At 37.0% G+C, this 26184-nt stretch carries 21 protein-coding genes and 1 other RNA gene; 9 read left to right on the top strand and 13 right to left on the bottom strand.

Features of this window, described 5'->3' with window-relative positions; all coding sequences use genetic code 11:
* Positions 1-2 precede the first annotated feature (2 nt).
* From H4J62_RS09065 to H4J62_RS09055, 3 genes are all read left to right on the top strand, one after another.
* Complete coding sequence (locus H4J62_RS09065) at positions 3-470, top strand: response regulator (protein ID WP_182214061.1); 468 nt, start codon at positions 3-5, stop codon at positions 468-470.
* Positions 471-1631 (top strand): hypothetical protein, encoded by a 1161-nt coding sequence (locus tag H4J62_RS09060; RefSeq protein ID WP_182214060.1) that lies wholly within the window; start codon positions 471-473, stop codon positions 1629-1631. It begins immediately after the preceding gene.
* 103 nt (positions 1632-1734) lie between these two features.
* Positions 1735-2709, top strand: a complete 975-nt coding sequence (locus tag H4J62_RS09055) for a transposase (protein WP_182214058.1) — start codon at positions 1735-1737, stop codon at positions 2707-2709.
* Positions 2710-3843: 1134 nt separating this feature from the next.
* Here H4J62_RS09055 and H4J62_RS09050 read toward each other — a convergent pair.
* Together H4J62_RS09050 and H4J62_RS09045 are read right to left on the bottom strand one after the other, a co-directional pair.
* Positions 3844-4026: a hypothetical protein gene (locus tag H4J62_RS09050; RefSeq protein ID WP_182214056.1), complete on the bottom strand. Its 183-nt coding sequence runs from the start codon at positions 4024-4026 to the stop codon at positions 3844-3846.
* Between the two features lie 216 nt (positions 4027-4242).
* A complete protein-coding gene (locus tag H4J62_RS09045) occupies positions 4243-5679 on the bottom strand; it encodes a toll/interleukin-1 receptor domain-containing protein (protein ID WP_182214054.1) in 1437 nt (478 codons plus the stop codon).
* Positions 5680-6803: 1124 nt separating this feature from the next.
* Here H4J62_RS09045 and H4J62_RS09040 point away from each other — a divergent pair.
* A complete protein-coding gene (locus H4J62_RS09040) occupies positions 6804-6947 on the top strand; it encodes a hypothetical protein (protein WP_182214052.1) in 144 nt (47 codons plus the stop codon).
* Positions 6948-7403: 456 nt separating this feature from the next.
* On the opposite strand, the gene H4J62_RS09035 is transcribed toward H4J62_RS09040, so the two are convergent.
* Positions 7404-7601, bottom strand: a complete 198-nt coding sequence (locus H4J62_RS09035; RefSeq protein WP_182214051.1) for a hypothetical protein — start codon at positions 7599-7601, stop codon at positions 7404-7406.
* A gap of 420 nt (positions 7602-8021) precedes the next feature.
* Between H4J62_RS09035 and H4J62_RS09030 the strand changes: the two genes are divergently transcribed.
* On the top strand, positions 8022-8381 hold the full coding sequence (locus H4J62_RS09030; RefSeq protein ID WP_182214049.1) for a hypothetical protein: 360 nt from the start codon (positions 8022-8024) through the stop codon (positions 8379-8381).
* Positions 8382-8606: 225 nt separating this feature from the next.
* Here the strand turns inward: H4J62_RS09030 and H4J62_RS09025 are convergent, their stop codons facing one another.
* The 3 genes from H4J62_RS09025 to H4J62_RS09015 all read right to left on the bottom strand — a co-directional run bounded on the left by H4J62_RS09025 (position 8607) and on the right by H4J62_RS09015 (position 9923).
* Entirely contained in the window at positions 8607-9137 is a 531-nt protein-coding gene (locus tag H4J62_RS09025) for a hypothetical protein (protein WP_182214047.1), read from the bottom strand.
* Positions 9138-9294: 157 nt separating this feature from the next.
* On the bottom strand, positions 9295-9501 hold the full coding sequence (locus H4J62_RS09020; protein WP_182214045.1) for a hypothetical protein: 207 nt from the start codon (positions 9499-9501) through the stop codon (positions 9295-9297).
* A gap of 35 nt (positions 9502-9536) precedes the next feature.
* A complete protein-coding gene (locus H4J62_RS09015; RefSeq protein WP_182214044.1) occupies positions 9537-9923 on the bottom strand; it encodes a hypothetical protein in 387 nt (128 codons plus the stop codon).
* Between the two features lie 193 nt (positions 9924-10116).
* Between H4J62_RS09015 and hsdR the strand changes: the two genes are divergently transcribed.
* From hsdR to H4J62_RS08995, 4 genes are all read left to right on the top strand, one after another.
* Positions 10117-12564 (top strand): EcoAI/FtnUII family type I restriction enzme subunit R, encoded by a 2448-nt coding sequence (gene hsdR / locus H4J62_RS09010; protein WP_182214042.1) that lies wholly within the window; start codon positions 10117-10119, stop codon positions 12562-12564.
* A gap of 78 nt (positions 12565-12642) precedes the next feature.
* Entirely contained in the window at positions 12643-14127 is a 1485-nt protein-coding gene (locus tag H4J62_RS09005) for a type I restriction-modification system subunit M (RefSeq protein WP_182214041.1), read from the top strand.
* Positions 14128-14129: 2 nt separating this feature from the next.
* Positions 14130-15854: a restriction endonuclease subunit S gene (locus H4J62_RS09000; protein ID WP_182214039.1), complete on the top strand. Its 1725-nt coding sequence runs from the start codon at positions 14130-14132 to the stop codon at positions 15852-15854.
* Positions 15855-15982: 128 nt separating this feature from the next.
* On the top strand, positions 15983-19762 hold the full coding sequence (locus H4J62_RS08995) for an RNA-directed DNA polymerase (protein WP_182214037.1): 3780 nt from the start codon (positions 15983-15985) through the stop codon (positions 19760-19762).
* Between the two features lie 385 nt (positions 19763-20147).
* On the opposite strand, the gene H4J62_RS08990 is transcribed toward H4J62_RS08995, so the two are convergent.
* The 7 genes from H4J62_RS08990 to smpB all read right to left on the bottom strand — a co-directional run bounded on the left by H4J62_RS08990 (position 20148) and on the right by smpB (position 26171).
* A complete protein-coding gene (locus tag H4J62_RS08990) occupies positions 20148-21491 on the bottom strand; it encodes a primase-helicase family protein (protein WP_182214035.1) in 1344 nt (447 codons plus the stop codon).
* Entirely contained in the window at positions 21488-22378 is an 891-nt protein-coding gene (locus tag H4J62_RS08985; RefSeq protein WP_182214034.1) for a toprim domain-containing protein, read from the bottom strand. Before H4J62_RS08985 ends, H4J62_RS08990 begins: the two co-directional genes overlap by 4 nt.
* Positions 22379-22489: 111 nt before the next feature.
* Positions 22490-22780, bottom strand: a complete 291-nt coding sequence (locus tag H4J62_RS08980) for an AlpA family transcriptional regulator (RefSeq protein ID WP_182214032.1) — start codon at positions 22778-22780, stop codon at positions 22490-22492.
* 144 nt (positions 22781-22924) lie between these two features.
* The gene (locus H4J62_RS08975; protein ID WP_182214030.1) at positions 22925-23695 is read right to left on the bottom strand and encodes a DUF6387 family protein; all 771 of its coding nucleotides are present in this window, start codon (positions 23693-23695) and stop codon (positions 22925-22927) included.
* Positions 23696-23826: 131 nt separating this feature from the next.
* Positions 23827-25065 carry an integrase domain-containing protein gene (locus H4J62_RS08970; RefSeq protein ID WP_182214029.1) on the bottom strand — a complete coding sequence of 413 codons (1239 nt, stop codon included), beginning with the start codon at positions 25063-25065 and terminating at the stop codon, positions 23827-23829.
* Between the two features lie 179 nt (positions 25066-25244).
* Positions 25245-25594: a transfer-messenger RNA gene (gene ssrA / locus H4J62_RS08965) on the bottom strand.
* A gap of 94 nt (positions 25595-25688) precedes the next feature.
* Entirely contained in the window at positions 25689-26171 is a 483-nt protein-coding gene (gene smpB / locus H4J62_RS08960) for an SsrA-binding protein SmpB (RefSeq protein WP_070377008.1), read from the bottom strand.
* Positions 26172-26184 lie beyond the last annotated feature (13 nt).

Genomic DNA, 26184 nt, shown 5'->3' with positions numbered 1-26184 from the left:
ATATGAAAATACTTATTGTTGAAGATGATTTATTTAAATTTTCGGAAATCGAATTACTTGTAAATAAAGTATTGGATCATTCGATTATTAATAGGTGTGACAATGTGTATGACGCAATCAAATTTTTGAATAGTCATACTCCGGATAAACTTATTTTGGATATGTCACTCCCAAGTCACTCTGCAAGGGTTGGTGAAGGCAGTCCCCTTTCGATGCCTTCTGGTGGTATTGAAATCATACTAGAGTTAAGATATTTAAAAAAATTTAACATTCCAATTATCATACTTACACAGTATCCAGATATTGAGATTGAAAATGAATATTATTCAATTGAAGAGTCAAAAATTGAAATAAAAGAACTATATGGGATGAACAACTTAACCGTTGCTTATTATGAAAATGATAAAGATGAGTTCGATCATTCTAAGAATGATTGGGAATCAGAAACACAAATCTTTTTGGAGTCGTAAATGCGTATTCTTTTGATCGAAGATCAGAATGATAAAATTGTATCAATAAAACAATGTATCAGTGATACCTTGACTGAAAATAAATATGAATTAATTCCTGCTGATTGTCTAGCTGACGCTAGAAGATTAATTATTGCAGAGTTATTTGATCTGATTATATTTGACATATATCTTCCTCTAAATGATGCCAAAGATAGTCCCGTCACTGATATATCTTCAGATATCATTCGAGAATTTTCAAAAAGTAAAAACTATCAAACAGAAGCAATTGCTATAACTGGATATGATGTTACACAAATTGAAAACCTGCATTTATTCAATGAGTCAGGAGTTACCGTTGTTAGCTATTCTAGCGATGATACTAAATGGCATGATAGTTTAAAACTCAAACTCAATAGAATAGTTGATAAAGTAAAATATGACTTTTTGATATTTTGTGCTCTATCTAAAGAAAGACAAGCATATTCACAATCAAATGCTAACTTTGGAGATCTTAAAATAATAAGGGGTTTAAATTGCCAGGATATTAAAATAGGAGGTTATTCTGGTTTATGTATTACACCAGCTAGAATGGGTCTTGTTAGTATGGGGATTGTAGCTTCTAAAGCTATTGAATTTTTTCAACCTAAAATTGTTGCTATGAGTGGTATTTGTGCAGGAGTTTTAGGTGAATCAAATCTTTTGGATTTAATTATAGGTGATGTTTGCTGGGAGTATCAGACAGGTAAATTTAAAGATAATTCATTTAAACAAGAGCCATATCAATCAACGATTGATTCCAATGTAAGAGTTGAAATTGATCAATTGATACAATCTAAAAATCTTTTAGGCAAACTCAAAGAAGGTCTTTTTGACTCTGAGTTAAAAGATTCTAAGGTAATTATTGCTCCTATATCCTCAGGGTCTGCAGTAATAGCTAGTGCTTCTAAAATGGCAGAAATAGGTACCCAACATCGTAAAATGGCTGGCCTAGAAATGGAAATGTATTCACTTTATGAAGCCGCGAGTCAGTCGCCATCTAAGCCTTTATATTTTGGTGCTAAGGCTGTTGTTGATTTAGGTGATTCATCTAAAGGTGACCAGCTTCATTCTTCAGCGACAATTATTTCAGCGAGATTTGTTGTAACGTATTTAGAATCGAGTTTACCAACATTGTGCTAAGTGAGCCTTGTAGAGGATTAACCAGGACACCCATAGTTAATTTGAAAGATAGCATTCCCTCTACTAGGCTTACTAAAAGAGTCAAAGTAAAAGGATTTTCTTTATGACTACTGCCAGAAAAAAACTGATTAGTTTAGTTGATACCCCATATTACCACTGCATTTCTCGCTGTGTTCGCCGAGCTTTTCTTTGCGGTGAAGATAAACTCACAGGTAAGAGTTTTGAGCACCGCAGAGGCTGGATTGAAGATAAGTTACTTAGTTTAAGTCAAGTTTTCGCTATTGATGTATGTGCTTATGCGGTTATGAGTAATCATAGTCACTTAGTGCTGTTTATTGATGAGCTAAGGGCTGAATCATGGTCGACAGAAGAAGTATTACAGCGTTGGCATAAAATATTTAAAGGCACTTTTTTAACGCAACAATATTGCCGTGGTGAATTGATTGCCGAATACTTACTTCCAACATTAAAAAATACGGTAGCCTGCTATCGCAGTCGATTAATGGATATAAGTTGGTTTATGCGTGTTCTTAATGAGCGTATTGCGAGACAAGCCAATCAAGAAGATAATTGCACCGGCCGGTTTTGGGAAGGGCGCTTTAAGTCACAAGCTTTACTCGATGAATCAGCGATTTTAGCCTGCATGGCCTATGTTGATTTAAACCCTGTTAGAGCCGGTATGGCAGATGCGCCAGAGAGTTCACTATACACAAGTGTAAAAAAGCGTGCCATCGAAGCTATAAAGGGTAAGCAACCCAAAAACCTGATGCCTTTTGTAGGTGATCCCAAAGCTAATATGCCTAAAGGCCTACCTTTTGAATTAACGGATTACCTGCAATTAGTCAAACTAACAGGGCGTTGTATAAAAGAAAGTAAAAAAGATTATATTGTTCAAAGCAAGCCAAAATTATTACGACGTTTACATATCAACACCGACAACTGGTTAACACTCACAAAAGATTTTAGACGCTTGTTTCATGGCGCTATAGGCAATAGGGATTCGTTAACGGCTTATTATGAACACCATGAATTTAAACGACGACAAAATCTGACATGCTGCGAAAAACTATTAGCATAGTTATTTTGTGAAATAATATGTAATAAACTATGGGCTCAACCGTCTATCGTTAAGTGTGTTTTAAATCCCCATAAACAGTAATTCCCATCATATGTAGACTTTTTCAATAATATTATAAGTTTTATTCAACTACTCGATAGGTTTGCGTATAACTTCTGGCAGCATTTATATGTTTGTATCCAATAATTTTCTTAAATTTTTATAATGGATGTCCAAGTTATGAAAGCTGTATCAAATGATTCTTCTTGAGTTTTTATAATGGGAAGTTATGAAAGCTAAAATCTAGGGGGAGGAGATTTTAGACATAAAAAAACCGCAATTAAGCGGTTTCTTATCATAAACGGTGGTTTGTTTATCGCCAAATCTAAAAGTTACTAGGTATAACTAATGGATTAAAAAGGTCTTTATTTGGTGGGCGGGGGTCATCTAGTTTTGCGCTGTATCTGTTTGTTTTTTATGTTTGTTTTTATTTTTACTTTGTCTTTTTGGTACTAAACGTAGTACTAAAATAAAATATCATAAATTATTCCTATAGACGAAAAAGCTATAGTCTTGTCGTTTTTCAAGGATTATCCACTTAGTCTCAGCTCAGCTGCAATAAGTCGATGTTATAGTTCCTTTCTAATGTTACTTAGATCTTATTGAAAGCTGTGGATATTAGCAATTATAGACGAGAGCAACAGTGTAATAAATACAAATGACCGAACTAAACCTTTTCACCCCATACGCTTTCTTTCATCTATGGACGCTAAATTTTGCCACACTCGAGACATTAGATTACTAGCGTCAAACAACACTTTGTATTAGATCTTGTATCGATAGCGCCTCGTTAACAGCTGTTATGCGTCCAAGTATAAAGACTTAGCACTAATTGCAAAACCTCTAGCATCAGTGCCACCTAATTTCATTTACCTAAGCCAACCAATTACATTTAACTGTGCCACAATATTTCGACCTTATTAGATTTGTCGTCTTTGGATATATTGAACACTGCTAATTCACAATTTTCCACTAAGAACATTAGCATCAACTAACTAAAATTAAATTTGGATTAGATATTGTATCGATATCGCCCTATTAAGAGGCAAATGATAGTTTGCTAAAATAAGTGACAAAGGAGAAAGTAGCCAACTGTTATGTGGCTTTTATTGAACCTATAGCACAATAATGAACTTCTTTGTCGTTGACTACACAGTCGACAGTTAAACTGTAACCTTGCCGGACAGGATCAATACCAATGGTACACTCAGAAGACTCAAGGCTATCACCTTCATATCTTGGCGAACAAATGAGTTGTCGAACTACCTCTCCATCCATTTCAAATGGAATATCAACTTAGACAAGATAGAAACCATTTCCCCAATTATTCTTTGGTTGACAATTAACAAACCCCAAACCTTTAACAGAAAAACAACGCTTCCTTTTGGTCCAATGAATTCCCACTGCTCATTAACTTGTATTACATGAGATTACATCAAACCCTCGTTGCCAACGCCGCATTCACCGGCTTGTGCGGTGTAATGCTTTGTTAGCTCATTTCAGTTTGTCGAGTTCATCCATATTCATAGATGACCAAAAATTTCTTTCAAAGTGGAAGTTATGCCATTGACCAGTACCCACTTGCTCATGCCCTTCCTTTACTTTTTCTCTCAACTCATCTGCCGAGGCTATTCCGGTAACTATAGAAAGCTTTTGAAAATGCTTATGTTGAGCTGCTCTTACGAAAAATGGATAACCATTACCATGAGATGAATAGTGGAGTGTTTGTGGGTACCATCGTACTTCTGGAGTAATGAAAGACATTAATAGGGTTAATAACTCAGCTTGCATTACATCCCCAAATGGCAAGTCTTCGCGATCGGCCTGCCGCTTCAATAACTCAGCAGCAGGGGCATGCAGCTTTCTTCCTTCCGGTGCCAAGATGGCCTGCAGTGTTTCTGAATATCCGTAAAAACAGTCAAATCTTTCAAAATTTGATTTTCCATAACTTTCTGAAGATGGCATCAGGTAATGAGAAGTAAAAATTTCATGTAGTACATTATATGCCCCAGATTTTAGTAGGGCTGCAACTATATAAAGAAAAGTTTCATATACGAAAATAGAGTGAGCTTCACACCAAGAATCACTCCAGCTGTTCATTTCAGCGGGTCTAGATTTCAGCTCTCTAAGCTTTTCAAGAACATCTACTAATGACTCTGAAAAATCTGCCTCATCGCAGATTTCACTTTCTAGTAGCACCCAATCACAAAGGTGATTTCTTATAGCTTTAAGTTTACCGCAGTCCTCTAAAACCTTTTCTCCCATAGATTCAGCTTCTGGTCGCTGCCGCACTCGTAGATCGTCAGCATATGAAATACATGCATCAATAAAATCTCGTCTGTAGTGCTTCAAACCTTTTTTATCTTGGAGGACCGCTTGCTTTAATAAATTGAACTTAGCAAATGCTTCGCCTGTTGGAACTGGTGTGTCACTTGTTATGAAAGTAGGAGCTTTACCTTTTTTAGGTTTTACATGCTGAGGCTTTCCATAAAGGAGGCGGACTAGCTGCTCCCAATTTTCGTTTTCAGCTTCTGAACTTGAAAAGTTTATCCACATTCTTGATTTCATAAACGCGGGCAAAACTGGCTCTCCATCATCTCCAAACTCACATACAATCGGTATGAACTTAGATTGCTTCACTTTTTGATACACTTCACCAGAGATGATCTGTGACTCGGTACCCACACCAGCTTTACGGGCATTCGCTTTTTCAGAATATGCCCGATCACATATGACCAATACATGAGTAACTTCCGGATCAGTTACCATGCTCTCCATGAATGCGTATTTGTCATCACCTTCTTTTAGATCATAAATATCTAAAATAACATCTATACCATCGGCGACAAGTCTATCAGCCCAATGCTTTACTAATTCTTGGTGTGTTTGGTCTGTCCAACTATATGAGACAAATACTTTAGGTTCTTCCATAATTTCCATTCTTGCTTTGAGAGCTAACAGTGTATTAGTACGTATTTCGAATTAAACCTTTGATAATTTCTGATTAACTCGGTCGCGTACAATAATTTTCATAATATTTTTAGTAACTTACCAGTAAATTTTACTGCATTCAACTTCATCTATGAATTTACATAACGAGCCATGAGATATATGAGCCAACAAATGGTACGTTATGCACTACTCAACGAGAAATAAAAACAATTGTGTACTGGTTTATTTGGTATAAACGAACCTTAATAGTGACTTTACATAACGTCCTAATGTACTTAGACAGCTATTCATTAGAAAATATATGACAATAATATTGAGGGTAATGTCTTTTGTGCGCATTTTGGAAGTGATTAGCAGTTAAGTTAAAACTTCCGATTTTGTCTTGGTAGAAGTCAATTTAGGTTACTCCGTAATGCTAACTATGGGCAACTTTTCAAACTAAAACTCCTAGTTATGCCCAACGCCAAATAACAAGCAGATAAACTGACATTCATCCTCAATGCACGGTTCAATATTTAAGCATATTATTTATCAAATTAATTGTAATAGGCAACATTTTTTGAGTCATTTTTACTTGCTAGTTATATCGACCTGTAGTCAAATGGACTGTGGGTATTTTACTAGCTCAAACTATCAGAGAAAATGAAGTATTGAGGTATTTTTGCAGGCTTTGTTTTGCAAGGAACTCGGATGCAACCAACTTGTGTTAAATCTCGGGTTACGGTGACTAAAAAGTGCTTTGAATCGTGCAACCATCGCGTACATGGGAGCAACGTTTTTGTGATGAACTGCTCTCGTTGCAGCCGACATTTGAAACGATGATTAAGTCCATACTGTTAGCCATGTTAAATAAACTTCACCGTTAAGTTCACGGTAAAAAAATCAAACAGATTCATTACAAATAGGACGATATAATGAGCAGCATGGCACAAGACCTACACGACCTAGGTTATGGCGTTGAATCATTGGATGGGGATAACGGCCAAACGACAACATACCCATATATAGAAAAACTGTACCCAATTGAAGACCTGTATTTCTCATTCAAAACAGCTTGGAATTACCTGAAAAAGAACTCATATGGATGGGCTAATGGATATTCGATGGTACGCAACCCAAATGACACGCGCTACTTCAGTATAAAGCTAAACGGTAATCCATCGCACAATGTATTAGACCCAAGAGAAGGCTGGCACGAATCAAGATTAGCCCAAGTAGAACGAAGTGCAATCAAACAGGTACCATAATAATGAAATACATATTAATCGCGTTATTAGCAATATCGTCGTTCGCTGCGTAAGCTCATAAAGATAATGTTCAAATATGGTGGTCATTACAATAAATACACGCTTCAGTATGAGTGTCACAAATGGTTCAGCAATAACAGCGATTCCCCCGTTTTATTAGCATAAACGTAAGTATAAGAAGGATGAAAATGGCGACTGGGTAATGGATGAATAAGGTCATATGGGATGTGGTAACCTGTTCTTTAGCTGTATAATTGCGCTTTCATTATTGACGTTTTTTTAAGCTCTGTGGCAATAGTGAATATAGCATAAAACGTCTCAACCTCATTTAATGTTCGATAGTCTTATTTTTAATGTCCCGTCTCATTATGGTGGCGCAGGAGCCAGTCATAGTGAGAAATTATCAGGGTTGATACGTATATCTTTCAGACACTATGTAAACGGACATTTATACCGTTATAAATTTATATCGCTAGCCAAATTTGCGTACTTGTTTAAAAAGGATTTACGGCTAACGGTTTTCTTTAATCCTTTAGCATTATAAAAAGTGATTATATAGCCATTATAGTTTTCCTTAATATCTTTTACGCCTAGCAGAGATGCATTAATACTAGCAATATTGAACTCTTGATTATCGATAATTGAATTTGTCATGGCTTACTTCGAGTGTTGCAGGTGTTGGTAGTTTAAATCATTACTCAACAGGACTGTAGTGGCTAAGTAAAATTGTTCACTAATAGATCATGAACGATCGCTTTGTGGCAAAGCTGACCTTAAACTTTTAGGGAATTACGTCTTCAATACGTATAACTTGAACGTTTAAATTGAGCATTTAGAGATTATCAAGATGGCAAATTTGGTATTAAACAAAATTTTTTGCTATGAAATTAAATCTAGTAACCACAATATCTAATTTCTAATGGAATAGAGTGGGTAGTCCCTAATATGATTTTTGCAACTGAGAACAAGAAGTTTCAAATTTGAGTGTTTTGTTTATGAATCAATTAGACTTAATCCTCTGCAAACCAATAATAATTAATCTGTCATGATTAATTCATAACTAATGGGTGATTAATGAGTTCAAGGTGCGGTACTTTATTTTTAAGAGAGCAGGCGGCTAAAGGTATTATTTATAACTTTTTCAATCTGACAGGGGGTGATTTTTTCTCAATGCAAATAGATGCTCATGAATACTTAACAAAACATTGGAGCAATTATTATGAAGCTGTTCATGAATTTATTATTGAATTGTCAGCTGATGAACGAAAATTGTTCTGGTTAGAGTATCGTGAAAATAGAAGTTTCGTTAATTGGAATAATGTGGTTAAAGCTAACGTAAACTCTCCGCTTTATAATGTTTTAGATGATGTCACCAAAATTTGTGATTTTGTAACTGATTTCGAAAAAAAGGTACAAGCTATTGATAAGAATTGATCTGTATTTCCATGACTTTTAGTTATTCAAATTCACTTGGTTTTATATAGCAGACCTAGAAATATCCTGAAGCGGCATTTTGCCAATAGAGACCATCTAGTCTTATATTATTAAGCTTGCGCATTACTTATATAAAAGTGCGCAGTTTAAAAAGTTGAATAATTATTTTAATCTTATTTATATTATATGGTTACAGTGCATTCTGTTATAAAAGCTAATGTATGATTAATTCGATTTGTTCAGGTTTTCTATCTTGCGTGCAGACATCTTCCTAGTGACAAATTCTATTTTTGCTATATTTCTTTCAATCGCTAAATCTGCCAGAAATAATTCATCATATAGTTTCACCGTAGTTTCAATAGATGGTTTATTTTCTAACGCTTTCCTAATGATCAATACTTTTTGCATTACTTTATGAATACGTACTCTAGATAACATTAAGTCATCCTCAGGCGTTATTGCTTGAATTTTATGTCCTGAATTATTATAAAAAAGATTAGAATAGCCGCCGTGTTTGAAAGCATTTTGAGAACCATATGGAGGGCCTCTTCGCTTTGGTGTTGCTCTAGCTTTGACAATTGGATTGGATTCAACTTGCAGTGTAACGCTTTCCTTTAACGTTCTTACCTTTATATAACGACGAGCTGTTGCGTAATTCAACAGATACTTATTACACCAACCTTTGGCACTTATACCTGTTTGGCTATGTTCAAACCAAAATTTAAGCTGCAGTTTTTCCCAATTGATTTTAGTCATGCAAAGCATCGTTGTGTATTTTATAAGAGGAAGTATATAGTTTTGAAGTTGAAATTATATCAATCTACTATTTAAAAAATAAAAAGAATGACATATAGCCGTTTAACTAACTGCTAATTGATGATTTAGAGGGGAATAGCCTATTGATGTTAAGCACTTAAGCTTGATGTTTTAGTATCGTATTGAGCGCTTCGGTCTGCGCTTCGTGTTGGTCGACTCCCATTCCCTGAAGTACTTCCATTTCCCGCACTGTCATTTTCGCTAACGCTGCCGTTTCGCTTTCCAGCTCCGTTTCGCTCATTGTTTGATACTTCGGTTTGCTGTTGAGCACTGACGCCTTGATTATCGCTTGTATTTTGTTCATCATATTATCCTCGCGTTTATTGTTTGGCCATGAAACTAAAAGCTAGCGTTTACACTATACATTTGAATGTAGCCAAAAACAGATGCTCCCAAATAGGCGAAATAACCCATTCTAGAATAAAGGACACCCGATTTTATCCCTAACTGCTCGAATACCTCTAATGAAATAGATTTTTCTTCAGAGCTACTAGCTCTAGGTTTATAAACAATTAAAACTATTATCGTAGCAAAAATAGGGGTGTTATGGTTCCAGGCAAAAAATCCGCTAACCCAAAAAACAGAGTACCCAACCATCGATATGACAAATACCCATGCTAAGGGCTTTTTCGCCAGCATGAATATAAAGTTATTAGATTGAGCAAAAATTACAATTATTATAAAGGCTAACCCTGCAATGGCTAGTATTTGACTTAAAACTTCCATGTATTTACCTATAGCATTTAACTGACATATAAAATATAGACCAGTTAAGTGACATTAGGAACTTGTTATTGTCTTTTTCGATGTTTACACACTGATTTCAATGAATATAATGTTCGATAAAATTGACAAATCATTACAATTATCGCACCTTGTATACTGCATAATGGACAAGCAGTAACACCAAGGCATAATCATGGACAAAAAGAAGCTCACCGAAACCGACATAATCAGCAAATACATCATGCCCGCAGTTCAAAGCGCTGGCTGGAATTTGATGAAGCAAATACGGCAAGAAGTTAAATTACGTGATGGTAAAGTTATCGTTCGTGGTCAATTGGGTGTACGTAAAACTGTTAAGTCAGCTGATATTGTCCTTTACCATAAGCCTAATATTCCACTGGCTGTTATTGAAGCCAAAGCCAATAAACATGAAATAGGCAAGGGCATGCAACAAGGGCTTGATTATGCCCGTTTACTTGAAGTGCCCTTTATCTTTGCTTCAAACGGCGATGGCTTTATCTTCCATGACAAAACTAACCCTGCCCAACTTGAAACACGCATAGAGCTTTCAGACTTTCCTAAACCTGCGCAACTATGGCAGAAGTATTGCGCTTATCGCGGTTTTACTGCAGCTCAGTTACCTTTAATTACACCAGACTACCATGATGATGGCAGTGGCAAAGCGCCGCGTTATTATCAGTTACAAGCCATTAATAAAACCATTGAAGCCGTATCTAACGGACAAAACCGTATCATACTGGTTATGGCTACAGGCACTGGTAAAACCTATACCGCCTTTCAAATTATTTGGCGCTTATGGAAGTCTCGCCAGAAGAAGCGCATTCTATTTTTAGCCGACCGCAATATATTAGTCGATCAATCAAAAAATAATGACTTCTTACCCTTTGGCTCAGCGATGACCAAAGTGACCAAGCGAACAGTCGACCCTGCTTTTGAAATTCACCTGGCACTTTACCAAGCATTAACCGGCCCTGAAGAGAGCCAAAAGGCTTACAAACAAGTTGATAAAGACTTCTTTGACCTTATCATTATCGACGAGTGCCATCGTGGCAGTGCAAGTGAAGACAGCGCATGGCGTGAAATACTAGAATACTTTAGCGCTGCGACTCAAGTTGGCTTAACCGCTACACCTAAAGAAACCGAAGAAGTATCGAACATCGACTACTTTGGTGAGCCGGTATACACCTATTCTCTCAAAGAAGGCATTGAAGATGGCTTCTTAGCCCCCTATAAAGTGGTTCGTGTTGATATTGATGTTGATTTACAAGGCTGGCGTCCCACCAAAGGGCAAATAGATAAACAAGGTGAACTCATTGATGATCGCATTTACAACCAAAAAGACTTTGATCGCACCTTAGTCATCGACGAACGCACAACGCTAGTGGCACAAACCATTACCAGCTATTTAGAACGAACTGATCCTATGGCTAAAACCATCGTCTTTTGTAACGATATCGATCACGCTGACCGTATGCGCCGCGCCTTGGTTAACTTAAACCCTAAACAAGTGGCTAAAAACGAAAAGTACGTGATGAAAATCACCGGCGATGACGAAATAGGTAAAGCGCAGTTAGACAATTTTATTAACCCCAAAAAAGCTTACCCTGTTATTGCCACTACCTCTGAATTAATGAGCACAGGTGTTGATGCTAAAACTTGTAAACTCGTTGTGCTTGATCAAAACATTCAATCGATGACTAAGTTCAAGCAAATTATTGGTCGCGGCACTCGTATCGACGATAGGTATAATAAGCTTTGGTTTACCATTCTCGACTTCAAAAAAGCAACAGAGCTATTCGCCGATGAAAAGTTTGATGGCGAAGCCGTTAAAGTCATGGTGTCGAAACCAAAAGATATTATTGACGATGAAAACGACTCATTTATTGATGAACTTACAGGTGATGTTGAGCAAGTAGCTCCAAGTGAAGGCGCTATTAATACAGTTACCGAATCAGAGCAAGACTATGACACTGGCGCTAACCAAGATGATGGCGAAATTAATAGTGACTGGGGTGAAGATGAAGACGAAAAACGTTTTATCAAATTCCAAGTCTCAGGCGTTAAGGTTAAGAAAATGGCCGAGCGTGTGCAATATTACGACACCGACGGCAAGCTAGTAACCGAGTCGTTTAAAGACTACACCCGTAAAACCATACAAAAGCAATTTACCTCACTTGATGACTTTACCCGCAAGTGGAATGCAGCTGAGCGTAAACAAACCATTATTGACGAATTAGCCAACGAAGGCGTTATTTGGCAGGCACTCGAAGACGATATAAGCAAAGAACTCGACCCGTTTGACCTTATATGTCATATCGCGTTTGACCAGCCACCATTAACGCGACAAGAGCGTGCGAACAACGTTAAAAAGCGTAACTACTTCACTAAATACTCAGAACAAGCACAAACAGTGCTTAATGCCTTACTCGATAAGTACGCTGACTCAGGTGTCACCGAGATAGAAAGTATACATGTGCTTAAAGTTCAGCCGTTCGATCAAATGGGCAAGCCAATGGAGATAGCAAAGCAAGCCTTTGGCAACAGAAAAGGGTATGATCAAGCCATAACCGATTTAGAAACAGCGCTTTACCAACATAGTAAAATCGATAAAGCCAGTTAACCTTAAACAAACAATTTTAATGCACCATGAGCCAATCATAGGTGCATTTTATTATCCGAAATATAAGTAGAGCCCTATATGTCAGTCAGTTCAGTGATCAAGTCCATTCAAGATATTATGCGTAAAGATGCCGGTGTAGATGGCGATGCCCAACGATTAGGGCAAATGTCTTGGTTACTTTTCCTTAAAATATTTGACGCCCAAGAAGAAGCATTAGAGTTTGAATTGGAAAACTATCAAGAGCCAATACCAACGCAGTACTTATGGCGTAACTGGGCACAAGACAATGAAGGTATCACTGGTGACGAATTATTAGAATTTGTCAACGATCAACTTTTTATCGATCTTAAAAACTTAACCGCACCCATAAAGCTTAACCCACGCGGTTATGTCGTGCGTGAAGCCTTTAGCGATGCCTTTAACTACATGAAAAACGGCACGCTACTGCGCCAAGTGATCAACAAGCTTAATGAAATTGACTTTACCGACTCACAAGAGCGTCACCTGTTTGGTGATTTATACGAGCAAATATTAAAAGACTTACAAAGTGCCGGTAATGCTGGCGAGTTTTATACCCCGCGCGCCGTTACCCGCTTTATGGTGAACCGTGTTGATCCTAAACTGGGCGAAAGCATTCTCGATCCCGCTTGTGGTACAGGTGGCTTTTTAGCGTGTTCGTTTGACCATGTTAAAGACAATTATGTTAAAACCGCCGCTGATCACCAAATATTGCAAAAACAAATTCACGGCGTTGAGAAAAAACAATTGCCGCACTTACTCTGTACCACCAATATGCTACTACACGGCATTGAAGTACCGGTACAAGTAAAACACGGCAATACCTTAAATAAACCGCTTTCAAGCTGGGATGAAGAGTTAGACGTTATTGTCACCAACCCTCCATTTGGAGGCACGGAAGAAGACGGTATTGAAAAGAACTTTCCTACTGAAACCCGTACCCGTGAAACCGCCGATTTGTTTTTACAGTTAATTGTTGAATTGCTGGCGTCGCCAACTACAGCAAAACAGGGGGGCCGTGCGGCGGTAGTATTACCAGACGGCACTTTATTTGGTGAAGGCGTAAAAACCAAAATCAAAAAACTATTAACCGAAGAATGTAACTTACACACTATAGTACGTTTACCTAATGGCGTATTCGCCCCGTATACCAGTATTAAAACTAACATACTGTTCTTTAGCAAAGGCAAACCAACGACAAAAGTTTGGTACTACGAGCATCCATACCCAGCTGGCGTTAAAAGCTACAATAAAACCAAACCAATGAAGTTTGAAGAGTTTCAAACCGAAATTGACTGGTGGGGCAACGAGGCTGATGGTTTTGCCTCGCGTGTTGAAAACGAACAAGCTTGGCAAGTGAGTATTGACGATATTATTGCTCGCAACTTCAACCTTGATATTAAAAACCCCCATGTCGGCGAAGTGATCAGTCATGATCCAGAAGAGTTATTAACTGATTACGCTAAACAGCAAGATGATATTCAAGGTTTACGTGATCAACTTAAAGGTATTTTGTCAGCGGCACTTGCTAGTGATGGTAAATAGTAATGACTGATATAAAAGACTTAATTACTGACAATATTGATTTGTGGACTAGCGCGATTAAAAAGCGTAATTCACAAGGTCGTGGTTCAAGTAAAAAGATCCAGTTAACGGGCATTAAAAAGCTGCGTAAGCTTATTTTAGAGCTAGCTGTGCGTGGTAAGTTAGTACCACAATATAACAATGATGAGTCTGTTACCGTTCTACTTGATAAAATCGCAGCAGAAAAAACGCAACTCATCGTTGATAAAAAGCTCAAAAAGCAAAAGCCACTACTAGCTATTACTAACGAAGAAAAGCCCTTTGAAATACCTACATCATGGAACTTTAAAAGGTTTGGCGATGTAATGTTTAATCGTGACGGTGAAAGGAAGCCAGTTTCAGCTGCTGAACGAAAGGGTATACAGGGAAAATATGACTATTACGGTGCTTCAGGTGTAATAGATCAAGTTAATGGCTTCTTGTTTGATAAATCACTCCTACTAATAGGTGAAGATGGTGCAAATTTAATTAGCAGAAGTACACCAATCGCTTTTCTTGCTCATGGTAAATATTGGGTTAATAACCACGCTCATGTGTTAGATGGGATTACAACTCAATTTCTCGAGTTTATCGCATTACATATTAATGCAATCTCACTTGAAGACTATATTACTGGCACAGCACAGCCTAAAATGAATCAAGCAAAAATGAACAGTATTGTAGTAGCTATACCTCCAGAAGCCGAACAACATCGTATTGTTGCTAAAGTCGACAAACTGATGGCCTTGTGTGACCAGTTAGAGCAACAAACCGAACAAAGCCTAATTGCACACCAAACCTTGGTTGAAGTGCTGCTAGCGGCGTTAACAAACAGTGAAAACGCGGACGACTTCCAAATAAGTTGGCAACGTATCGCCGAGCACTTTGACGTACTGTTCACCACCGAACACAGCATAGAGCAACTAAAACAAACCATCTTACAGCTAGCCGTCATGGGCAAACTCGTGCCACAAAATCCAAGCGACGAACCAGCCAGCGCACTACTTGAGAAAATAGCCGAAGAAAAAGCACAATTAATCGCTGATAAGAAGATTAAAAAACAAAAACCAATACCAGTCATTACTGGTGACGAAAAGCTGTTTGAATTACCTAATGGTTGGGTGTCATGCAGTTTAGCTGAATTAATTCCTCAATTTCAGAATGGGGCATCAAGTCGTGGAGATAGTGACGGTAAAGATATTATAGTATTAAGACTAGCGGATATTAAGAATTGGCAAGTATCTTTTGTTGATACTAGAAGTATTGCCATTAGTGAAAAGTCTAGTGAACGATATACCCTAGAAAAAGGTGATGTACTGATAATTCGTGTTAATGGGAGCGCTGATATTGTCGGTAGATTTATTACTTGTCATCAAAAATACGATGCAATTTATTGTGACCACTTTATACGTATGCGATTCCCAATAAAGTGCTTTTCATCTTCATATTTATCTCTGCTTGGATCTTCATCATTGATAAGAGAGAGAATAGCTGATTTGTTTGTTAGTACTGCGGGTCAAAAAACGGTTAACCAGACTCACATCGGCTCGTTAAGTGTTACTTTACCACCAATAGCCGAGCAACACCGTATCGTTGCTAAAGTCGATGAACTCATGGCCTTGTGTGAGCAACTCAATGCCCGCCTAAGCGACGCCCAAACCACACAACTACACCTCGCCGATGCTGTGGTTGAAAATGCACTTAACTAGCGTACGAGTATTTAAAACGTAATGAGAGACATATTAGTTGGCATAAAACATTAATCATTTAATTTGATGTAACGGCATAAGAAGTTGCTCAAGCCAGTTGAATTAGGCATTTATAAAAGGACATAGCGTTGAATTTACTTAACAACAAGTATAGGGAATTAAAGCCTACGGCAGACTATTTAACCGACCCTGTGGTTTTAGCTCAGGCTTGGAAAAAGGCTAATCAACATATCCGATTAACTAACTGGTATGCCGATACGTTTGAATTAGACCGTACTATCATCGATCTTGAAACCAAGCTAGCTGAATGGAAAGTTAATTACGAGAAAAAAGAGCTTTCGTTTGAAAAACTCAAGCTTATACCCGCACCTAAAACTTCCCAATGGGAGTTTCATAAGGTAGGTGTGTTTGGTGCTGTTGAGTTGATTGGTAATGACCCCGCTGATATCGAACGCCTAGAAGGACTATCACATCGCTGGCAACCTGTTGTTGATGATGAGGGTGAAGCAAAAGGTTTAAGACCACTTGCTCATATTTCGATAGCAGATCAAACTATTTTTACCTCGTTGATGATGTGCTTGGCCAATCAAGTAGAGACACTGCAAGGCAATGCTTCAACAGACTTTAATGATGTACATGAGAAGAATGTTGTTAATTATGGTAATCGTCTTTATTGCCAGTTCAGTGATGATAAAGCTAAATTTTCATGGGGTAATAGTACTACTTACAGTAAATTTTTTGCTGACTATCGAAAGTTTCTTACTCGTACACTTCATTTTGGCGGTTTGGCCTCTAGGTATAAAACTTCCAGCGAAAAGGTCTATGAAATTCATTTAGATCTCACTAAATTTTTTGACCTAATCAATAGAGATACTTTAATTGAACAAATTAAAACCATTACAGCTGATGATGACCCATTATTAGATAGGTTATTACTCGCTTTTAAAGATTGGCAATGGGACAAAGACAGCCCTGCTGTTTACAAAGATGTTTGTGCTAGTAAAGATGTTCCTGATATACCTAAAGGCATTCCCCAGGGGTTAGTAGCTGGTGGTTTTTTTGCTAATATTTACTTGCTTGATTTTGACCACTGGTTTGCCCAACAGATTGGCCAAAGCTTTAAAGACTCTAGTTTAGTATTAGCTGATTATTGTCGTTATGTCGATGACATGAGATTAATAGTTGTGGCTAAAAACGGAGAAAACCAAGGTGACGTTAAAACGTTTATCGAAAAATATATAGGTGATGAACTTGCGAAAATAGGGCTTAAATTAAATGACAAGAAAACACACGTCGAATTGTTTAAACCAAAAAATGGTGGCATCTCATCCAAACTCAATGATATTCAAAATAAAGTCAGTGGTCCTATTTCACTTAATGAAATAGATGAGCATTTAGGACATTTAGAAGGATTAGTCACTCTGGCGACAAAGCTTAGTGAAGGTAACGACACCATTGAAAATACTAATCCATTAGCAACCATTGAAAAACCAGTTCAAGACGTTCGTGGCGATACGTTATTACGTTTTTGTGCTAATAAAATCCATACATTACTTAAGCAAAAACGCAGTATGGTAGCTCAAGAAGTAAATGAGTTGGGTGAGCCTATTCCTGGCAGTTGGGATTACCTTCAAGAGCACATGGCAAGAAAGTTTATTGCCGCTTGGAGTAAAGACCCTTCACTTACTTTGTTGCTCAAAAAAGGGATAGAGTTTTTCCCGAATAAAAGCTTTATTCAACCAGTCATTGAACAGCTTGAATTAGTAATACAAAGGGGCGGTAAAGAAGAATACATAGCCCGTTACAACATGAGCGAAATTTTCAGGCATGTCGCAACAGTGGTGCATGCTAAAGATAAGTGGGCATTGCCAGCACATAGCAATGTTGGGCCGTTTTATGAGTATTTACAAAATGTGGCTATTGATATTATTGGCGATTCAACACGGGCCAATACCAGTTTAGGTAATCAAGCCAGATTTTTTTGTTTAGTTAGAAACGACTCTCCGCTAGATAAAGATACGAATGATCAGAACTTTAATATCATCACAAAAATGATGAAAGGTTATCGCAATATATCATCTAAGTTAGACAGTATTGATTTGATTTGTAATTCGATACTTGCTTTTCAAATGGCGATAGATAAACCGGCAGTTGTAAGGGCTGTATCTTGCTTATTAGAAAAACAATCTCCCTCACTAAAACAAATATCAATATTTAAAAAGTTCATTGAGATAGTTTCGTCTGAATCACCCGAGTTTTTTGAGGTACTTATTAAGTATGCAAATGCGCAAAGCCTTAACTGGGTTAAGAGCCATCGTGATTTAATTGAAAGAACTGGGTTCTATCAACAACCTATTAAAGGAAAGCTAACTGAATTAACTAGCGAGGTTTCATTATTAGGTATTGTTAAACGAACCGATAACCCTTTTGCCCATGAAAATGGCATGCTTAAATTACTTGATACGTTATTAGAGCAAGCAACAGAAAATGACAGTTATTTTGAAGAAGTCATTGATATTAATAACAGTAAAATAAAGTGTGATGATTGGACTAAGCTTCAAAACTTAGACGTTGAGATTTTATTTACTCCTACTTGGCTTGATGATAACGGTTTATATCCAATACCTGAATGGGTAAGTAAAGAGCATAAACCGTTGTACCGCGTAGGTGTTTTTATTCGTTCATGCCTTCTTGGCAAACTTGATTGGTCTTCTAGTCACTTTACACATAGAGATAATACTAAATATTCAGGAATTAAAACCAGTTTTGTAAAACGTCAGCTGGGCATGATGCATTCACCCGAAGCACTAAATGGTGATACGGCACCCATGAGTGATTGGCTTTCTTGTTTGTTATTTAGATTACTCCAGTGGCCTGGAATTCAATTAAATGATACTTACGAGGAATGGCCATCTAATTGGGATTTAACATCGCTGCATAAGTTAATTAAAAATAGAATAACTAAGCAGAGGATTTTTTTCTGCCAGTTATCAGGCATACCAGGTTATGTACAACGAATTGACTTAGGTTGGAACAAAGATAAAAAAGACTTAAAAGTTGTGATGGTACAGGCTTTGTTACCGCTTAAAGGCGACTTTCAAGCTCACGGTTTATTACTTGATAGTCCTCAATATAGAGCACGGCACCGTAGGCATGTAGCAAGTGTTGCAGAGTTAATACTTCATAAAATTAATAGCCAAAATAGTATTGATGACGATAAATATAAAAAAGCAGATGTTGATCTAATTATTTGGCCTGAACTCGCTGTAAATATTGAAGATGTTGATATTTTAGAGCGATTAGTTGATAAAACAGGAGCTATGATTTTTACAGGCTTAACATTCATTGAATTAAAAGGTATTAAAGGACCTAATAACGTTGGCATGTGGTTGATACCCAACATGCAAAAAAATGGTCGACAATTTATTCGTCGTTTGCAAGGTAAACAGCATATGATGGCCGATGAAAAAGATCATGCTATGCCTTGGAGACCTTATCAATTATTTGTTGAGTTAATTCATCCCGCATTTCCAAATGAGCCTGGATTTAAATTAACAGGCGCTATCTGCTATGACGCAACCGACATTAAATTAAGCGCTGATCTGAAAAATAAGTCAGATGCTTTTATTGTGCCTGCATTGAATAAAGATGTAGCTACTTTTGACTCCATGGTTGATTCACTTTATTACCATATGTATCAACACGTGGTCCTGGTTAATACAGGAGAGTTTGGTGGGTCTGTAGCAAAAGCGCCCTACAAAGAAAAATATGACAAGTTAATTACCCATGTTCACGGTTCACATCAAGTGAGTATTTCTAGCTTTGAAATGAATATGTTTGATTTTAGAGAAATAGGTCTTGGGATGAAATCAGGCAAAGCGGAGAAAACTAAGCCTGCGGGTTGTTAGAAATGATATTGTTTAAAATAGTTAATTATTGACGAATTATTAGAAAGGTCAGAGGCCCTAAACAGAGAGTTTAGTCGTTTTTTTAATATGGCCCAGCAGATAAAAGTAGATGCGTAGATATATAGCTCTTTTGCTCTACCACCTTTGCCATTTATTAAAATAACCATATATAACAGGGACTCTAGCTGGTATAGGTAGCTAATTGACCTATACCATTTATGTTGTTCACCTCTACCATCCGTAATAAATTATTAATAGTTAACCTTAAATTGGTATAGGTTGTCTGGCACTAGTATAGGTAGTATAAAAACCTATTCCAGTTACAAGCCTTTATACATAGGCTTGTTATTAAATTGGTATAGGTGGTATAGGTAAATTAGTATTATTAGAAAACATCATCGATGTTATGCCCTAAGTATTTAGAGAAAATTGCTTTGAAATCTTCATTGTTGGGTAAGTCGTAATATATACCTTTGCCTCTGCCCGATCGGCCTATCCCTTTGAAATTAAAGCTTATCATTGTTTTTCCTATTTGGCTTCTTACGCTGGCTTTTGTTGGTGTAAGGTTATTATTTTCAGCCCACTCCATGTAAAGTGATATTAAATCGTTAACGTAAAGCCTCGCAACATTGTTGAATGGTTTTTCTTTATGTAATTCTTCATGGAAAAAGGAAAGTGTTGGAACAAGGCTTGATAGTTTTTCTTCAATTAACCCCGTTGTTACCGGCGCCTTATAGGGATTAAATGAGCTAATATCTATCTGAAATAAATGCTCAAGAAAATAGGATGCACCATCACCGTCAATTAAAGCATTTAATTCACTGAAATACTTTTTGTCATCAACCTTTTTGGAGGATGGCTCTATGACTAAAAATCGCCTTTCTCTAGTGCCAGCTCTTAGTATTTGTCCGTGATTACCTGCAAAAATGAAACGAGCAAAATTGGGTATTGGCTCTGCATCAATGCCTTTTAACTCTAAACTGATTGTAGGCTCTGAAATAATTCCTTTCGCTTTATCAAAAACAGCTTTACTGGTTAAGTCTACTTCATCACCAAAGATTAGTAATTTTCCAGCAATAACCGAATTAAAACGGCCTGTTAGTTGATAATGTCCATTAACTTGATTCGCGTTTGAACCAAGCATTTTTTTTAATAACTTATAAAGCGTTCCTTTACCGGTTCCTTCTGCCGATTTCATTAAAATAGCAACGGATGGTTTTTCTTCTGGTTTTTGAAATATGTGCGCTAGCCAATGCAAGAAGTAGTTTGAAGCAACACTATCGCCACCACATAATATTTCGTGTATATGCTCGAGTATGAGCGTAATGTCACCTCCTAACGGGGCGCAACCAAACCCCTTAAAGGTATTAAATAGTTTTAAGGGGGCTACTGAAGCGTCTGGGTAATATCCAATTCCATCAGCATAAAATGATTTAGCAGGCCATTTAAACCAAGCTCTACCTTGATTCAATCCTGCTATTTTAGGTTTATGTTCGAAGTAATTATAAAAATCTTTAATACTTTCAAACGTCATTCGTGTGCCGTCAATTGAACAGGGCTTGAATGTCATTATTCGATGCTTGGCGCCAATAACAATATGATTATATTTATCATTCATTTTAGTTAATGTTTCAAGATCGCTATTAGTAATGACTTGCCCGTTTATTGTTACTGGCTCGGCTGGCGCGTCTACTGTTGAAAGTTCAATAACATTATTACATTCTTTCATGATACAACCTTAGTATTTAGACTTTGCTCGTAGTCGTTCCAGTCGGTTAACCCTGCAAGCTTTTGCTCAAAGGTGAATGGTGGAAAGGCTGTTTTAGCTCTGATGATAGAAGCAGCATTAATCGCTTTGTCTTTACCTGTATTTACGCCTGTTTTACGCTCGGTTAGGTAATCATCGTCACCTGTGATAATTATTTCTACATCAGGCCAACGATGTCGTGCAATTTTCGCTATGGGAGCTAAGTTATTTGCATTCATAGCGGCTAACACTGAATGCCCGGTTAATTGATAAACACTAACTGCCGTAGAAAAGCCTTCGGCAATATATAATCGTTTTAATGGTTGATTTATTGGTATTTCAATAGGGCAACATAAACCTGTAACCCTGCCACCTTTAGTGAATTTTTTAAAACCGTGCTCATTAATTGTTTGCACGTTTATTAACTCTGCTTTATCCAAAGAGTAATCAATAAGCGGGATAACCAGCAAACCATCATGGCAACGTATGACATTAGGAGGAGAAATCCCCTTAGTGGTTAGGTAGTTATGATCGGTTATCTGTTTAGCATTGTTATATAATGCTAAAGCATTTTTTGTTGCTTCAAATTGTTTTATAGTTCGTACTTTTTTAGCTGCTTCGATTGCTTTTCGAATCTCAATTCGTTCTTGTTTATTCTGAGTGTGACCATCAGGTTTCCATGTTTCAGTTATGCCCGTTTGCCAATCTCCGATTACGATAGTAGGGCTTTCAGTAAAAGCTATATACCAACCGTTTCTTCTTTGAGGACTTAATTGCGTCGGAACTCTATGAAGTTCTGCGTCACAGATTAATTGCTTAACCAACAAACCGAAATTGATAGCCGCCGTTAATTTATCTTGGTAGTTCATAGATACTCCTATGGTAAGTATTTCCATTCAATAGACAAGCAGACCTGTAAGTGTTTTTTCTTTCTTTTTGTTGATGGAATATACTTTTAAAATAATTCATAAAAACAATCCCTAATTTGAAAGATACTTGCGTTGCTCAATTAAAAGACTAACCAGTGTTTTTATTTCGTCTTGATTTTTATCTGTGGCCATAGCCACTAAAACGGCGGTGATTTCATGCTTTAAATAGCCCTTCGAATTTGCACCAAGCGTTATAGCCTTTGGCAATAAGCCAGCGTTTATCTTGTTATGAAAATTACTTTTAGATATGCCAAGCATGGTTAACGCCTGTGGTTTGCGGATGATTTGTAAATCAGGTTTTTGTACAACATTGAATGTTGGGTTATGTGCGGTATGGTTCATGGTTCGCCTCAGTTGTTTGCGAGTGGATTAACTGAGGAGATTGTTACTGTTCTGGTAGAATGTTAAATTAGTGAAAAAAAATTAATTTTTTAAATGATTTACTTACTAACAAAATTAGTAGAACTTTTACAATTTAAATTTCTACTATATGAGTCTGTAATCATCATTTAATATAATTTCAGCGAAAGGAAGTACTGTTTGTTTTAGCTCTGTTTCTCCTTTTTCTCCATTTGGGTATATAGTAACGGTTAATACTCGATGAGGAATATTTCTATTTTCTAATAAGCTCCATATTTTTAAGTCTAATAGTGGAATTATCTTATAGTCTATTATTTTTTTGAAGTGGGAAGGCTTTGAATAAATATTTTCGGTTGGTTCATTTATTTCTAATACCTTTCTCCAATGAGGAAGTAGTTTTTTTATATCTGAAAGAATTGTTTTATCTGAATTTTCCTTTAGATTAATGACCATGTGGGCATGTACATGATTTTTATTTAGATCAACTAGATCAAAGTATTCACTGTAAGCGTCGTAATCGAGCGGATTAAATTTTTCTTTGTTAGCAATTAATCGATCATCTTTAATTAATTTATGTGTAAATCCTATAGCATTTAATGCTTTTAATGGTCTAACTGCACTTGTCCACGGCAGATCAGGAAGCAACTCATCGTCATCTTTGAATTTAAACACTTCAGTCACTATCGCAATGCCATTTTTAATTAATGACCACTCAGCTTTCGAACTAATATGAGTAAAGTCAGATTCCGTTGTAAAACCGTGTTTAACACAGCGCAATAAAAACCTCCGATAACTGATTTGTTCAGTTAATTCATCATCACTCAATAAAGAGATAGAATCATAATTCTTCAGCTTAAACCAAGTAGGTAAATCTTTTTTTGTTTTAATAACCTTCATTTCTTTCTCTAAATTGACTTCGGTTTAATTGATAACAGTTACAATTTTTATTGTTTCCCATAATTGATACTGTCAACGTTTCTAGTTTCCTATTGATTTATGCTAATCACATCTTAATTATATAAATTCTATCAAACCGCTTTTAAAAACTGAGTACCTGATAGTGAAAAATTACCTGTTGCACAGGTTTCAATATGATCTGACCACCAAGTCATCATTGTAGCTCTACGGTTTAGGTAATCAGCGCGGTTATAAGCGCGTCTAACTTCATTGCTGTCAACGTGTGCTAAAGCCGCTTCAATAACATCGCCGTCAAAACCTTGTTCGTTTAATGTGGTACTAGCTAAAGAACGTAATCCATGAGCGACCAATTTATCTTTATAACCCATACGTTTTATGGCTGTGTTTGCTGTTGATTCATTAGTATGTTTCCTAGGGTTTCTATCGGCAGGGAAAATGTATTCTCTATGGCCGCTTATTGGCTTAATAGCGCTGAGTAAGTTTAATGCCTGTTGGGTCAAAGGAACACTGTGAGGACGTTTCTTCTTCATTCGCTCTCCAGGTATATTCCAAAGTTTGTTATCAAAATCTATTTCATCCCATTTAATGCCAGCGGCTTCACTTGGCCTTACCATGGTATGAAGCTGCCACTCTATTAAGTATCGGGTAACAATTTTTATGCTGGCAACACTTAAAGCTTGCATAAATTTAGGTAGTTCATCAGGTTTTATAGTTGGCATGTTTTGCTTTTTAGGTTTTTCAAAAGCAGCTTTAACACCGGCCAAAGGATTTGAATGAATAAGTCCGGTATTAACCGCGTAGCTCATTATCTCATTCAGGCGTTGATTAAGGCGCTTAACAGTTTCAAGACTGCCTTTTTCAGCTATAGGCTGTACTGTTTTAATCGCAATAGGGGCTGTAACTTCTGATATGGGGTACTTACCGAGATCAGGAAATACATGTAATTCAAGTGATCGCCAAACATCAGTCGCATAATCTTTAGAGATTTGAGCTCTTTTAACTTCAAACCATTTCGAAGCTACATTAAGCAGAGTATTCTCTATTCGTTCTTTGTTCTCGCGCGATAGATTGTCTTTATGTTCTTTTGGATCAATATCTTTAGCTAGTAACTCTTTTGCTTTGGCCCTTAGCTTTCTAGCGTCAGCTAAGGAAATGTCAGGATAAACACCAAATGTTAAGTTAGTTCGTTTTTTGGTAAAGGGCCTGTAGTACTTCAAAAGCCATTTTTTAGTACCCGTAGGATTTATTTTTAGTTCTAAACCATCACCATCAAACAAACTAGTCACTTTAGTTTGAGGTTTTGCCTTGTCGACTTCGGTATTCGTTAGGGGTCTGGTTACTCTAGCCATGGGTAAATATCCGTTTTAGTACTACATAAATACAGCTTATCATTTTGTGGTACTAAGTATAGTACTAAAAAATCTGGATTAGAGTAAACAGGATAGGACGCCACAGGTCAGTAATGCAGGGTATATCACTGATTTTAGACGAAAAAAAAGACGCCCTAGGACGTCTTTAATTCATTGTGTGGTGGAGCGGGGGGGAATCGAACCCCCGTCCAAAAAGCCTACATCCTTGGTACTACATGCTTAGTCGATTATTTGTTTAACCAATTAGACGCCAATCGACAGGCTTCGTCATGGTGAGCTTAATACTATTTCGCGGTTCAGCCTTAAGCGTGCTTCCCTCGCTATCCTATTTGGGGTGACCATCGATCCTCTAAACAATAGGAGAATTTTTGAGGCGATGGCTAGCCTAAGCGGCTAGTGCGAACGTATCGTCGTTTGCAATTATAGTTTTGCGGCTTTTTACCAGGCAAACCGCCCCTGGGCATGCACCTCGGGTTTCATGAATCTTGTCGAATCCTAGATCCGCCCCAAAGTTTTTATATCTTAATTATAAACTTATTCAGTCTATAAAGCGCATTGTACAGCGCTTCTTTTAAATAAACAACGTGTTAATTGTTAACTTGTTATCGATCTAAATTCTTATTTTTCATTAATCGGCCTTTATCAACAGCCCATTCTCTGTCTTTGATATCAGAACGCTTATCATGGTCTTTCTTACCTTTACCCAAATAAAATTCGAGTTTGACCCAATTTGCTTTCCAATACATCGCCGTGGCAATTAATGAATAACCATCACGCTCTACAGCTGCGGTTATTTTCTCTAATTCACGTCGATTCAACAGTAACTTGCGGTCACGATTAGGTTCGCATACTACGTGACTAGAAGCAGCATTGAGCGGCATTATTTCAGCACCCAGTAAATAAGCTTCACCGTTTTTTACGTGTACATAACAATCAGAAATATTAACTTTTCCGCTACGGATACTTTTAATTTCCCAACCCTGCAGGCTCATCCCACCTTCAAACTTATCAGTTAAAGAATAGTTATGACGAGCTTTTTTGTTTAACGCAATAGTATTGCTGTTTGATTTTTTTTTCTGTGCCATTATATTTCCATTT

The organism is Colwellia sp. BRX8-5, from assembly GCF_014077325.1.
Classification (GTDB): domain Bacteria; phylum Pseudomonadota; class Gammaproteobacteria; order Enterobacterales; family Alteromonadaceae; genus Colwellia_A.
The sequence above is the reverse complement of the archived record's forward strand: the minus strand, read 5'-3'. Positions and strand labels throughout refer to the sequence as shown.

Coding starts and splice junctions, on each gene's coding strand:
- H4J62_RS09065 (WP_182214061.1), top strand. CDS start 3: ATGAAAATACTTATTGTTGAAGATGATTTATTTAAATTTTCGGAAATC.
- H4J62_RS09060 (WP_182214060.1), top strand. CDS start 471: ATGCGTATTCTTTTGATCGAAGATCAGAATGATAAAATTGTATCAATA.
- H4J62_RS09055 (WP_182214058.1), top strand. CDS start 1,735: ATGACTACTGCCAGAAAAAAACTGATTAGTTTAGTTGATACCCCATAT.
- H4J62_RS09050 (WP_182214056.1), bottom strand. CDS start 4,026: ATGGATGGAGAGGTAGTTCGACAACTCATTTGTTCGCCAAGATATGAA.
- H4J62_RS09045 (WP_182214054.1), bottom strand. CDS start 5,679: ATGGAAGAACCTAAAGTATTTGTCTCATATAGTTGGACAGACCAAACA.
- H4J62_RS09040 (WP_182214052.1), top strand. CDS start 6,804: ATGGTACGCAACCCAAATGACACGCGCTACTTCAGTATAAAGCTAAAC.
- H4J62_RS09035 (WP_182214051.1), bottom strand. CDS start 7,601: ATGACAAATTCAATTATCGATAATCAAGAGTTCAATATTGCTAGTATT.
- H4J62_RS09030 (WP_182214049.1), top strand. CDS start 8,022: ATGAGTTCAAGGTGCGGTACTTTATTTTTAAGAGAGCAGGCGGCTAAA.
- H4J62_RS09025 (WP_182214047.1), bottom strand. CDS start 9,137: ATGACTAAAATCAATTGGGAAAAACTGCAGCTTAAATTTTGGTTTGAA.
- H4J62_RS09020 (WP_182214045.1), bottom strand. CDS start 9,501: ATGAACAAAATACAAGCGATAATCAAGGCGTCAGTGCTCAACAGCAAA.
- H4J62_RS09015 (WP_182214044.1), bottom strand. CDS start 9,923: ATGGAAGTTTTAAGTCAAATACTAGCCATTGCAGGGTTAGCCTTTATA.
- hsdR (WP_182214042.1), top strand. CDS start 10,117: ATGGACAAAAAGAAGCTCACCGAAACCGACATAATCAGCAAATACATC.
- H4J62_RS09005 (WP_182214041.1), top strand. CDS start 12,643: ATGTCAGTCAGTTCAGTGATCAAGTCCATTCAAGATATTATGCGTAAA.
- H4J62_RS09000 (WP_182214039.1), top strand. CDS start 14,130: ATGACTGATATAAAAGACTTAATTACTGACAATATTGATTTGTGGACT.
- H4J62_RS08990 (WP_182214035.1), bottom strand. CDS start 21,491: ATGAAAGAATGTAATAATGTTATTGAACTTTCAACAGTAGACGCGCCA.
- H4J62_RS08985 (WP_182214034.1), bottom strand. CDS start 22,378: ATGAACTACCAAGATAAATTAACGGCGGCTATCAATTTCGGTTTGTTG.
- H4J62_RS08980 (WP_182214032.1), bottom strand. CDS start 22,780: ATGAACCATACCGCACATAACCCAACATTCAATGTTGTACAAAAACCT.
- H4J62_RS08975 (WP_182214030.1), bottom strand. CDS start 23,695: ATGAAGGTTATTAAAACAAAAAAAGATTTACCTACTTGGTTTAAGCTG.
- H4J62_RS08970 (WP_182214029.1), bottom strand. CDS start 25,065: ATGGCTAGAGTAACCAGACCCCTAACGAATACCGAAGTCGACAAGGCA.
- smpB (WP_070377008.1), bottom strand. CDS start 26,171: ATGGCACAGAAAAAAAAATCAAACAGCAATACTATTGCGTTAAACAAA.